At 33.5% G+C, this 12,211-nt stretch carries 10 protein-coding genes; all 10 read right to left on the reverse strand.

Annotated features, from left to right (window positions below):
• Positions 1-1,163 precede the first annotated feature (1,163 nt).
• The 10 genes from ACOOWA_RS00700 to ACOOWA_RS00745 all read right to left on the reverse strand — a co-directional run bounded on the left by ACOOWA_RS00700 (position 1,164) and on the right by ACOOWA_RS00745 (position 12,180).
• Positions 1,164-1,841, reverse strand: coding sequence for a hypothetical protein (locus ACOOWA_RS00700; RefSeq protein ID WP_421372522.1), 678 nt, complete (start codon positions 1,839-1,841; stop codon positions 1,164-1,166).
• 1 nt (position 1,842) lies between these two features.
• Positions 1,843-2,703, reverse strand: coding sequence for a dTDP-4-dehydrorhamnose reductase (gene rfbD / locus ACOOWA_RS00705; RefSeq protein ID WP_421372524.1), 861 nt, complete (start codon positions 2,701-2,703; stop codon positions 1,843-1,845).
• 9 nt (positions 2,704-2,712) lie between these two features.
• Positions 2,713-3,198 carry an acyl-CoA thioesterase gene (locus tag ACOOWA_RS00710; RefSeq protein WP_421372526.1) on the reverse strand — a complete coding sequence of 162 codons (486 nt, stop codon included), beginning with the start codon at positions 3,196-3,198 and terminating at the stop codon, positions 2,713-2,715.
• 68 nt (positions 3,199-3,266) lie between these two features.
• The gene (locus ACOOWA_RS00715; protein ID WP_421372528.1) at positions 3,267-3,767 is read right to left on the reverse strand and encodes an OmpH family outer membrane protein; all 501 of its coding nucleotides are present in this window, start codon (positions 3,765-3,767) and stop codon (positions 3,267-3,269) included.
• An 81-nt stretch (positions 3,768-3,848) separates the two neighbouring features.
• Positions 3,849-4,388, reverse strand: a complete 540-nt coding sequence (locus tag ACOOWA_RS00720; protein ID WP_421372531.1) for an OmpH family outer membrane protein — start codon at positions 4,386-4,388, stop codon at positions 3,849-3,851.
• A gap of 8 nt (positions 4,389-4,396) precedes the next feature.
• On the reverse strand, positions 4,397-6,934 hold the full coding sequence (gene bamA / locus ACOOWA_RS00725) for an outer membrane protein assembly factor BamA (RefSeq protein WP_421372533.1): 2,538 nt from the start codon (positions 6,932-6,934) through the stop codon (positions 4,397-4,399).
• A gap of 28 nt (positions 6,935-6,962) precedes the next feature.
• On the reverse strand, positions 6,963-7,712 hold the full coding sequence (locus tag ACOOWA_RS00730; protein WP_421372536.1) for an isoprenyl transferase: 750 nt from the start codon (positions 7,710-7,712) through the stop codon (positions 6,963-6,965).
• 6 nt (positions 7,713-7,718) lie between these two features.
• On the reverse strand, positions 7,719-8,612 hold the full coding sequence (locus tag ACOOWA_RS00735; protein WP_421372539.1) for a DUF6089 family protein: 894 nt from the start codon (positions 8,610-8,612) through the stop codon (positions 7,719-7,721).
• 217 nt (positions 8,613-8,829) lie between these two features.
• A complete protein-coding gene (locus ACOOWA_RS00740) occupies positions 8,830-11,322 on the reverse strand; it encodes a polysaccharide biosynthesis tyrosine autokinase (protein WP_421372540.1) in 2,493 nt (830 codons plus the stop codon).
• Between the two features lie 3 nt (positions 11,323-11,325).
• Complete coding sequence (locus tag ACOOWA_RS00745) at positions 11,326-12,180, reverse strand: polysaccharide biosynthesis/export family protein (RefSeq protein WP_421372542.1); 855 nt, start codon at positions 12,178-12,180, stop codon at positions 11,326-11,328.
• Between the last annotated feature and the right edge of the window lie 31 nt (positions 12,181-12,211).

The following is a 12,211-nucleotide window of genomic DNA, read 5'->3' on the forward strand; positions in this document are numbered from 1 at the left end:
CTGACTCACTCAAAGTTTATTTAATACGCTTTAGTTTTTCCTTATTTTGGTTGTTATATTGTATTTCAATGATCTCTTATCTTCCGCTTCCTACTTCGCTACTTTCTGTCGTTTCGCTTATCGTATTTGCGTGTGCAAAAGTAAAACTTTATTTCTAATTGACAAAATGTTTTTAAAGAAAATTTAAAGTTTTTTGATGACCTTAATTCCTTTTATTTACATCTCCTCAATTCTACTCCTGCGCTCCCCGTATTGGGACTGCAAAGATACAAATATTTTTAACCCCCGCAACTCTTATCTCTAAAAATTTTAAAAGTTTTTTTTAATTCATATCCTATTAAATAATGCATCACCTTTCGATCACACATCCCCTAATAAAAGTATTTCTTAATGTTCCCCGCTTATCTAAAAGCTCCTCTGCGCTACTGAAGCTCTCTCGTTTTTCAGTGCGGCAAAAGTAGAAAATTTTTCCTTTACCAACCTAATTTATTTAACATAATGTTGTTATTTAATTCATATTAAAGCTTAACTCACTGGTTTGGTGCAAAGAAAATTTTGACTGTTGGGTGTTACGGTTGCATCAAACGGGTTGATATTTGATGTGCGGTGAGCAATAAAGGGGTGGATATAACGAAGAGAAGTACTGTTCGTGGGGATTTGAAGGAGATTTGGCGATCAACAAAACGAGAACCGGCAAACTTTTATCAAAGATGACATAAGTGCCGCTCCTAAGGAGCTCTGGTTGTTTTGAAATATCTTTCTACAAAGGTTTAGCTCCTACGGAGTCGTAGATAAAACTGCTTTAATGATTCTGTTAAGATACAGCTCGTGGAAGTTTTGAGCAATATCCGGAAACGTATTATTATAATTAATTTTCCACTTACATTAAATTTAAGTAAAAGCTTGGAGCAGATAATTTGTTGTTGAGCTAAATCTTGATTCAAAAATAAAAGAATGGAAATTATAAATACATATTATAGATATAGAATCACCTATATTGATACGAGAGCATAAAATCTCTCGTAAACCCAAACCCATAGCCCCGATCGAAACGGCATCCTTTTGTGATGAGGAACGAAGAGCAAAAGATAAAGGAGAGAGCGGGTGGAAGCTCTTGAAAAAAAATACCCCGGAAAAATTCTGAGGTAAAAAATGTTTTAATATTATTTAATTTCGGTGTAAATCATTCTGAGAAAATCTCCAAAAGATCTATCAATGCCTGTGATGTCTCCGGATTTTAAATTTATCCCGGCGTCACCAGATTTGTTTGAACTGACTTTAAGTGCGGAAACTTGAAAATATTGAGGTACACCGTCAGTATTTGATACTTTAATTGCCGATCCTAGGAACTTTTTTGTAGAAATTGTATAAATATCTCCCCGAATAGTTGTCAGTGAAAGGTAAGACCTTGGCTCGAGAACATAGTCTTTTTTATTGATACTGATAGTTTGTGATTTTTCTGAAGTAGAGAAGAGATAAAGCTGTTGTGAATTTTTAGAAAACTCTTCTTTTGTGACATAGAAAAGTTTTATTCTATAATTTGAAGGGTTGAAAAGTTGTTCTATCTCATCAACTGTATCAAAAGGTTGGTAAGCAAATGCATTCGCACCAATTTCTTTTGCTTTTTTATAAATTCTGGAGAACACTTCTTCATCATCAGAAGAAAATCCCTGCACGTCAATCTGCCCGAGATATTCTGCGGATGTGTCTTTATTGATTTTTATAAAAAATTTATCGGTATTATCATTTACCTTGGCTACTTTTGACAAATAAATATCCTGAGCATTAATCAAAGCAAAGGACAAAGCCAAAATAAAAGTCGCAATATTTTTAATCTTCATTTTAATTTGAAAGTATGTTAACGCATTCTTCTAAACTGTTTTCCCAATGTTTTGGTTCTATACCATACACATTTTCTATTTTATCGAGACACATTGTGCTACGTTTTGGCCTTTTAGCCGGAGTTGGATATTCTTCGGTTGTCAATGCATTTAATTTTACTGATGATTTTGAAAAGTCTGCAATTTTCCGGGCAAAATTGTACCAGGTAGTTTCGGGATAATTGGAAAAATGAAAAACACCAAATTTTTTATTCGGATTTTCAATAATACTCATAATAGCTTCTGCTAAATCATTTGCATTTGTCGGTTGCCCAAACTGATCAGCAACAATTCCCAATTCATCTTTTTGATTAAATAAATGGAGCATTGTTTTTACAAAATTTTTATTGAATTCTGAATACAGCCATGAAGTTCTCAAAATAATTGTCTGAGGATTATTTTCCAAAGCTAATTCTTCACCTTTTAATTTTGATTTACCATACACTCCGAGCGGGTTTGTGAAATCATCTTCAGAATAATCTAAATTGGTCTCTCCATCAAAAACATAGTCTGTAGAAACGTGAATAAGTATTGTTTTGTTATCTGCACAAGCTTTTGCCAAATTTCCGACCCCATCTGCATTTACAGCAAACGCTTTGTCTTCCTCTTTCTCAGCAAGGTCAACAGCTGTGTAAGCAGAAGCATTGATACAAAAATCTGGTTTATTATCATAAAAGAACTCATTGATCTGCGATTCGTTGGTGATATTTAAAATTTGGGAATCTGTAAAAATAAATTCATACTGAGTTTCAAAATCGGGAGCAATTTTTCTGATGCAATTTCCCAGCTGACCATTACTTCCTATTACAAGTATCTTTTTCATTTGATTAATTTAAGAATTTTTAGCGTTTTGAGATCTTAAAAACTTTACTCTCGCCTGGAAGTCTTTCTGCTCCAAATCAATGAAGAATTTGCCAAATGTTTGTTTTATATCTTCAGGATGTACTTCAGAACGTCTCGTTTTTATATTGAAATAAATAACTGTCACCCAAAGTACTGCATGAATTGTTTTTTCGTCTAAACTTTTCATTAATATCTCCACTTTTGCAGTTCGTTCTCCTATTTCAATAGTTTTACTGCTGATAACAACCTGAGTATTGTACCTTACTTCTTTTAAGTAAGCAATTTCATTCTGAATCGCAATCCAGGTGCAGCCTGTTTTTTTTGTATATTCTTCGTAAGTAAAACCGTAAAAAGTTTCTACATGATCTTCTCTTGCATTGAACATATAATCCAAATATTTCACATTGTTTAAATGCCCGATAGGATCGCAATCACTAAATCTAACTTTTACAGTTGTTGAAACTTCTCTTTCCATAGCGCAAAAATAAAAAAACCACTCCTAAATGAAGTGGTATTTTTATAAATCTTTGTTAATATCTACTATTAAAGACCTAATTCTTTTTTAACAGCTGCAGTTGCATCAGGACCGCCTTTGTAGATAAGACCTGTAGAATTTACATCCATTACATACTCATAGTTGTTTGCTTTTGCTACTTTGTCTACTGCTTCCATTACTTTCTTTTCGATAGGAGCGTAAGCTACTTTTTCTTTTTCAGCAAGATCTTTTTGTGCTCTTTCGCTCATTTGTTGAGCTTCAGCCTGCAATTTTTGCATTTCTTCTCCTCTAACTTTGTTTTCAGCTTCTGTTTTTGTAGTAGCTTCTTTTGTATACAAAGCATATTTCGCCTGCATAGCATCAGTTTTCTTTTTTATCTCTGATTCTTTTACATCAAGGAAAGCTTTTAGATCTGTATCTGCTTTTTTCTTTTCTGGCATTGCATTAAGTATGCTTACAAGATCTAATGTAGCAATTTTTTGAGCTTTTGCCATACCTACTGACACAACCATCATAACTGCTGCAAATAATACACTTAATTTTTTCATAACGGGTAATAAATAATTAATTTGTTTTTAGATTTTAAATTTAGGTAAAAGTTAAGTATTGAAAAAAACTTTTACTCCTTTTTATTTTTTCTTTTCTTTTTTGTCTCCTGTTCCTTTTAATAATACGTCTAAAACCTTATCTGTATAGTCGTATCTTTTTTGCAGGAAGATAACATTGTTGTCTGTTTTATCAAGAACTATACCTAAGCCATTTTTCTCAGACATTGTCTTTACTGCCGTCCAGATCTGATCTTCAAACGGTTCAACCAAATTTGCACGAAGCTGATTAATCTCCCCTGTTTTACCAAACCTTAAACTTGTGGTTGTTTTAATATTTTTCTCGAGGTCTAAAACTTCTTTTTCACGAAGCTTTAGCTGATCTCCTATTAATAAAACTCTTTCGTTCTCAAAAGCCGATCTTTTTTGCTCGTACTCAGACTGTAATCGTTGAAGATCTTGTTCCCATGTGTCAATCTGAGAATTAAGTCTTGCTTCAGCCTCCTTGTATTCAGGCATTTTGTCTAGAATATACTGAGTGTCGATTATTCCTACTTTTTGAGCATTGCTAAAACTAAATAGCAAAATTGCAGCTGCGGTGAAAAGAGTTTTAAAATTTTTCATGTTGCGAATTATAACGATTGGTTCATTAAGAAGTGTGTTTTGCTTCCAGAAACATCACCACTAATTGTTTTATCAAATCCATAAGCGAAATCAAACCCAATCAAACCAAATGCTCCCATGTAAACTCTTACCCCTACACCAACTGATCTTTTCAGCTGGAAAGGATTGTAATTACCCCATGTGTTCCAAACGTTACCGCCTTCCGCAAAAGTAAGCGCATAGATTTTTGCTGTCTGGCTCATTGAAATCGGATATCTTAATTCTAACGTAAATCTGTTGTAAATAGTACCTCCACCTCTTTGAGTAATATCTTCAGCTTGTCCACCATACGTAGAAGCATTTTCGTAACCTCTCAAAGGAATCAATTCTCTACCATCAAATCTGCCTCCGAAAAGACCTGTACCTCCAACATAGAATCTTTCAAACGGCGGAGCGCCCAATTCTTTGTTGTAGCCATCCATGAACCCCATTTCAGCAGAAGATCTAAGAACCAGTTTTCCGACAACTTCATTATAAACATCAGCTTTGAACTTTATTTTGTAAAATTCCATCCACTTATATTTATCTGTGGCACTCATTGTAGAATAATTTTTGTTACTAAACAATGAATATGGCGGTGTAAATTTACCCGAAAGCTCTATATTTGAACCCATTGTAGGGAAAATTGGGTCAATACCCGCAGAGTTTCGGCTTAATCCGATATTTAAACTTAAGTTGTTTGCATTTCCATATAATTCAGTTGTATTACCAAATTCAAACGGGTAATTGCTAAAATTATATTTCTGATATTGAATACCTGTGTACAATGAGAAATAATCATCCGGCCATTTTAATCGTCTGTTTAAACCTACTGTTGCTGAGAAGATATTCAATCTCTGATCTGGTCCTATACTTTGACTGTAGTTAACTCTGGAGTTATTTAAACTTACAGAAAGTGCAGTTGGTTTTGTTCCAAATAACCATGGCTCAGTAAATGAAACTCCATAGTTTTGGAAATATTGCCCGGCCTGTGCCTGAATAGATAATGTTTGACCATCTCCTTGAGGAACCGGTCTGAAATCTTTAAATTTCAAGAAGTTTCTCAGTGAGAAGTTATTAAAGGTAAGCCCTAAAGTTCCGATAAAGCTGTTACCACCGTAACCAGCCTGCAACTGAACCTGCGATGAACCTTTTTCTACTAATGACCAGCCAATATCTACGGTATTATCCTGCTGATTAGGCTGAATATCCTGACCAATCTGTTGAGGATCAAAGAAAGACATTGAAGCTAAATCAAAATATGTTCTTTTGATTTCAGTTTTCTTAAATAATTCTCCCGGTTTTGTTAATAAAGCTCTAAGAATAACGTGGTCATGAGTTGTTGTATTACCTTTCCAAGTTACTTTATTCCAAGTAGCCTGCTCACCTTCGTTAATTCTGATTTCAAGATTGATCGCATCACCATTTACCGATTTTTCAACAGGAGTAACGTTTGAGAAAAGATAACCGTTATTCATGTATATCGATTTGATATCAGAATCGTCTTCTTTACCACCGTCTTCACCTACTTTTTTATTGAATCCTACAGCATCGTAAATATCACCTTTTTTATATCCTAAGATTCTTTGAAGATATTCTGTAGAATAAACAGTATTTCCTGTAAATGTAATATCTCCGATGTAGTATTTTTTACCTTCACTTAGCTTGACATTGATCTCGTAATTATTTTTCTTATTTCTCCATACAGAATCAGAAATGATTGCTGCATCTCTATATCCTAATGAATTATAATAATTAACTAAATTTTTCTTGTCTTCCTGATATTTTTCTTCAACAAACTTTGAAGATTTCAGGATACCGCCAATACCAAATCTTTTTTGTTTGGTTTCTTTGAAGGCTTTATTTCTAAGTTTAGCATCAGTAACGGTTTCGTTACCTTCAAACTCGATATGGCTGATTTTTATTCTCTTTCCTTTGTCTACATTAATTGTCCAGTCTACAAGATTAGGATCACTTGCGTTTACCTTATCCTGAATAGTGATTTTTGCATCAGCAAAACCTTTTTTAACGTAATCTTTGGGAATATTTGTTTTAAGGCTTGAAACAAGATTTTGGGTAATCTTCGTTCCCGGCTTTAGATTATTGTCTTTTGCTAATTTTTCATTTTTAGACTTTCCAATTCCTTTACCTGTAAATTTCACCTCACCAAGATCTTTCAGATCTTGCAGATAAAACTTCAGGACAACCGTTTGTCCTTCAATGCTTTCTACATAAACTTCAACTTCTGAGAAAGACTGAGAATCCCAAAGCTTTTTGATAGCGTTGCTTACTTTCTGACCCGGAATATCCACAGTTTCACCTTTGGTAAGGCCTGTAAATCTGAAGATTTGAGCTGGTGTGTATTTTTTCACTCCATCAACAACAATGTCTTTCAGCGTATAAGCACCTGCTTCATTTCCTGCTAAGACAGAGGTATTTTCTACCTTTGTGCTGTCTTGTGGAATAACCTGTCCATAAAAATGTGCAGAAGCCGCAAACATAATGATGGGTAATAGTCTAAACTTCATTTTATCGTAATCTTTCTTTTCTTAAAATTTACTGAATTTGAATTTGGTCGCCTGTAAGACCATATCTTCTTTCCTTATTTTGATAATCAACAATACATTGGAAGAAAATATCTTTTGTAAAGTCTGGCCACAGAACATTGAGAAACTGAAGTTCTGCATAGGCAATCTGCCAAAGCAGGAAATTGCTTATTCTTGTTTCACCGCTTGTTCTTATTAGCAGATCAACGGGTGGAAAATCTTTTGTATAAAGATAGTTTTCAAATAATTTTTCATCAATATTCTCCGCCTCTACTTTTCCTTCCTTTACATCGGAGCATATATTTTTTACGGCATTTAGTATCTCATTCTGTGAACCATAACTAATCGCCAAAACCAAATTTCCTTTTGTGTTTTCTTTGGTAAGATCAACTACATTCAGCAACTGCTCTTTCACCAAAACCGGTAATTTATCTAAATTCCCAATCACATGCATTCTTAAACCTTTTGTAAAAATCTCTTCAGCTTCCAACAAAAGTGTTTCAGCAAGCAAAGTCATCAAGGTGTTTACTTCATCTGTAGGTCTTTTCCAATTTTCTGAGGAAAATGTATAGAGTGTAAGATAAGGAATATTAATCTCGTTGCATGCATTAATGGCATTTCTTACGGCATTAATGGCATTCTTGTGACCAAATGTTCTTTCTTCACCGCGAGATTTTGCCCATCTTCCGTTACCATCCATAATGATGGCTACATGCTGTGGTAAATTCTCAGAATTTATTTTTTCTTTTATCAATGACATATTTTCTTAATCACAATAACATGGTGGTCTTCCGAAAGAATAGGTTAAACCTAAACTGAAAGTATTCATCCAATCTTTAGATTTTGTATCACCAATAGCTCTGTTTCTGATATATTCTGCTTCTCTTTCTTTAGATACCGCGTAATAACTTCCTGTTTGCAGTAAAGAACCACCTGTAGTAGGATTCAAAATATCTGCATTATAATTAGAAACTACATCTTTAGCAAGAATTTTGCTATGATCCAGCTGGTCTGTTAATGTATATCTAAAGGTTGCTTCTGCAAAAATTCCCCAACCATGATTGAACTTATATTTTAAACCTATCCCAAAAGGAATCTGCGCAACAGCTTTTCTCCCCATAGAGTATTCAGTAGTCGTATTAAAATCCAGCTCATTGATAGGAGCCTGCGCAACGCCATCAGAATTTCTTTTGAAATCATGATTCAAAGTAGCTTTCGGCGCATCAAACACCAAACCTCCGATACCTCCAAAAATATAAGGACTCAACATACTAAGCTGCTCATTATTTACAGGGAAGAGATTATACTCAAAAACTAAACTGGCTTCATATATATTATTTTTACCATATGCGTTTCTGTTTCTTCGGTATTCTTCCTTTGCTGCTTTATCACTAAACTGAACCTGATTATATCCTAAATCTAATCTTACGGTCTGATGAGGATTAAAATTAAATCTATATAAAATTCCACCATAAAAAGGAACACCCCATTCTGAAGCTCTATCCAAATCCAAAGGTTGCTGCAAAATGTAATTGGTTTTTCCTATATCACCCACAAGATTACTCATCCCTAAGCGAATTCCCAATTCATTTCTTTGTGCTTTTATACTCGCCACTGTTCCTAAGAGGGCAAGGAAGCTAAACAATAATTTTTTATTCATAAAAGAATATGGATTTATGGTTATTTTAAAAATTAATTTTTGCAAATATAAAACATTTTTATATTAATGATAATCTTAATGTTTAGTTAAAAATAAACAAAAAAATATAATTTGTTATAAAGTAAACGATAAAGTAGCAAATTTATTCTTTTTTTAATACTTCTGAGCAAGCTTTTGAAATAAAAAACCCTCAATAACTGAGGGCAGAATTATATATCTATCTATTGAAAATAGCCCTGATTTTGTTTCGAACTTTTATTAATAACGGTTCTTTATAGTTTTTGTCTTCATCAAAATAGCCGTAGCCGTACCCATATCCGTAGCCATATCCATATCCGTAACCATAACCCTGTTTTGTAACATAATCGTTATAGACGATTCCTAAATGCTTAATCTCATTATTATGATACTTTTCAGTAATCATCTTCAGCATATATTTTTCGGTATATTCATGACGAACGATATATAAATTAGCATCAGAATACTTCATTAATTCATATGAGTCTGCAACCAGACCTACAGGAGGAGAATCAATAATAATAAAATCATACAACTGCCTAAGCTCTTCAATAAACTTCACATTTTTTTCACTCATCAAAAGTTCGGAAGGATTGGGAGGTATTGGTCCTGATGTAGCTACATCAAGATTAGGGATATTTGTTCTGTTAATAATCTGATCAATTGTGGTTTCCCCTGTAAGATAATTTGATATTCCTAATTTATTATCAATATTAAAATCTCCAAAAATTTTTGGTTTTCTTAAATCCATCCCCAGTAATATCGTTTTTTTATCACTTAATCCCAAAACTGAAGCTAAATTGATGGAAATATAGGTTTTTCCTTCTCCGCCAACGGATGATGTTACTAAGATCACTTTGCTGTTTTCATCTTCTCCCGATAAAAACCTTACATTTGCCCGAATCCCTCTAAATGCCTCTGCAACAGAAGATTTTGGAGAATCTAGAACCGTAAGCATATTCTCGTTATTATTGGTACCGATAACTCCCAGTAAAGGAATTCTTGTAGCACTTAAAAGCTCTTTGATGTTTCTTATCTTACTGTCAAATAGGCTACCGATAAGAATTAATATAAATGGAAGACCTAAAAATCCTGCGATCATTGCCATTTTAGTACCTTTTACATTTGGACCTATTGGCGCCTGACCAAGATTTTTCGCAGGGTCAATAACGGAGATATCAGACTGGTTGGTTGCCAATCTCATCTGGCTGTCATTTTGTCTGTTCAGCAAGCTGTTATAAGTTGCTTCAATCATATTATATCCTCTTTCAGCATCAAGGTATTTTCTCTGTTTTTCAGGAAATGCGTTGAGATCGGAACTCGTTTCCAGAATTTGCTGATCAATTTTACCTAATTCTGTTGTATAAACGTTATAAACATTTTTTAAAGAACCAGAAGAATTTGTTTTTGATTCTGCGATGAGTCTGTTGATTTCTTTTATTGGCTCTGAATTGGGAGTATAAATGGATGAAAGCTCCCTTTTTTTAAGATATAAAGCTTTTAGTTCTGAAACCGATGCCGAAAATAAACCATCATCAAATCCCGCAGCCGAAGGACTAATCATTTTATCAAAACTTTGCGACTCTACGGAATTTCTGATTCTTCGTAAAGAATTCATTTTACTAAGAATATCAGCTTTTTTTGCTTCTAAATTTTTTATTTTTTCCAAGGACTTTTCATCTCTGTTGGTGATATCGTAAAGCTTTTCAGAAACTTTAAGATAATTAAGGTAAGCAGCACTGGAGTCTAATTTTCTCCGTACATCTTTTAAGCTTTCAGTAAGATACTCTTCTGTATTTTTATCGACTGTATTTCTATCTGCAAACCGCTTCTTCTGTAACTCTAGTACCGATTTATTTAAAAAATTTACCGTACTGTTTAAGTTAAAACCCGATTTTGATATAATCATAATGGTATTGATCTCTTTATCAAACTCTACCCCAATTGTAGATATTATCCCATTTACACCATCATTTATTGTTGAAAGATTCACAATAATATTATCAAATTTCGTAACCGGCTTAACAGGGTTTTTTAATAATCTAAATCGAAGATTCGGTGTTGTATACCATTCGTTAATCTTTAAAATTTTATTCTGTGCTCTCTTATAAGGCTCCACATTGTGAAATCCTTCAGAATCGTAAGAATACAGATGAGTAGATTGCCCTTCTTCAGGTAATGATATTTCATAAGAGTTTTCTCCTTTTGGTGTAATTGTAATAGGATAATAAACCTGCTGAAGATGTTTTTTATCAATATCTAAAAATACGGGCGAGTCATTCTTATCAAGATACGTTGATTTTATCATTCCTTTTGTCTGATAATTAACGTATAAACCTAGTTCAGTTACCAAAAATTCATTATGAGATCTAGACAGTAGCATTTTTTTAAGATAAACCCCATCCTGATTTCCGTTTTGCCCCCAAATAAAGTTGATTGACTGATTAGGAGTAAAATAACTTGCCGTATTACTCGATATGCTTAAAGAAAGATTTGACGAATAAATATTCTGGGCATAATACTTTCCATAAAACCAAGATACAACATATCCTATCGACAGCATTAGTGCAAACCAATACCAATTTCTTAAAATCTTTCTTAAAAAATGCTCAATATCAAATAAAGCAAAAGATCCGTATTTTTCTTTTTGTGGCTCATCTTTACCTGCCAAAGTCTTTTTTTCAGGAATCATAAATTAAAGATTTTTTATTAGCAGATAAATTGATAAGGCTGTAGTGATTACAGAAACTCCGCTTACGATTGTCTGTATAGGATCTTTTCCAAACCCGTTAAGCGCTCTCCTCTGTGTAGTAAGAAATATTTCATCACCGTTTTGAACATAATAATACGGAGAATTCATTACATCTTCTCTGGTAAGATCAATCTGAGCTTTTTTTATACCTTCCGGAAATTTTCTGTAAACAACAATATTTTTACGATCCACGGTTCTGTTTAAACCACCGTTAATAGAGATTGCTTCAGTTAAAGTCAATGTATTTTTATAAACCTTCTTCTCACCGGTCATACCCACCGTTTCAATATCACCCAATACATAATAAGTAATCCCATCAACATTGAGGCGAACTTCAGATTTACCTTCCTGAAAGTTTTCATTTACTTTTTCCTGTAATTCTTTTGTAATTTCTTCAATTGTTCTGCCTTCTGCTTTTATATAACCAATACCAAAAACCAATATATCTCCTTTAGAATCAACTTTTAACCCATTAAAATAAATCATTGCATTACCGCCCATCCCATTATTTCCTCCAACACCGCCTCCTGTAATAGAAATATTATTGACACCTCCTGTTCCTGAGGTATTTAAAGACGAATAAAACTGTGCAGCATCTCCTTTCGGAGTAGTCACGATATTCAATGTCAACATATCGTTTTTAGTAACTCTGTAAACTGGTACATTGTAAGGAATTAAACCTTCTTCGTTAATCACCAAACTTTCACTGGGCTGCATATATTTCACGTCTTTCGTTGTGATACATGAAGTCAGTAAAAGCAACATTATTATAAATGGGAAGTATTTGTAAATTTTCATCGTATTAAATGTAGTTTGCAAAAATAGAAAT

The sequence above is a fragment of the Chryseobacterium sp. GP-SGM7 genome (genome assembly GCF_049166575.1).
Classification (GTDB): domain Bacteria; phylum Bacteroidota; class Bacteroidia; order Flavobacteriales; family Weeksellaceae; genus Chryseobacterium.

Coding starts and splice junctions, on each gene's coding strand:
- bamA (WP_421372533.1), bottom strand. CDS start 6,934: ATGAAGTTTAGACTATTACCCATCATTATGTTTGCGGCTTCTGCACAT.
- ACOOWA_RS00720 (WP_421372531.1), bottom strand. CDS start 4,388: ATGAAAAATTTTAAAACTCTTTTCACCGCAGCTGCAATTTTGCTATTT.
- ACOOWA_RS00735 (WP_421372539.1), bottom strand. CDS start 8,612: ATGAATAAAAAATTATTGTTTAGCTTCCTTGCCCTCTTAGGAACAGTG.
- ACOOWA_RS00730 (WP_421372536.1), bottom strand. CDS start 7,712: ATGTCATTGATAAAAGAAAAAATAAATTCTGAGAATTTACCACAGCAT.
- ACOOWA_RS00740 (WP_421372540.1), bottom strand. CDS start 11,322: ATGATTCCTGAAAAAAAGACTTTGGCAGGTAAAGATGAGCCACAAAAA.
- ACOOWA_RS00745 (WP_421372542.1), bottom strand. CDS start 12,180: ATGAAAATTTACAAATACTTCCCATTTATAATAATGTTGCTTTTACTG.
- ACOOWA_RS00710 (WP_421372526.1), bottom strand. CDS start 3,198: ATGGAAAGAGAAGTTTCAACAACTGTAAAAGTTAGATTTAGTGATTGC.
- rfbD (WP_421372524.1), bottom strand. CDS start 2,703: ATGAAAAAGATACTTGTAATAGGAAGTAATGGTCAGCTGGGAAATTGC.
- ACOOWA_RS00700 (WP_421372522.1), bottom strand. CDS start 1,841: ATGAAGATTAAAAATATTGCGACTTTTATTTTGGCTTTGTCCTTTGCT.
- ACOOWA_RS00715 (WP_421372528.1), bottom strand. CDS start 3,767: ATGAAAAAATTAAGTGTATTATTTGCAGCAGTTATGATGGTTGTGTCA.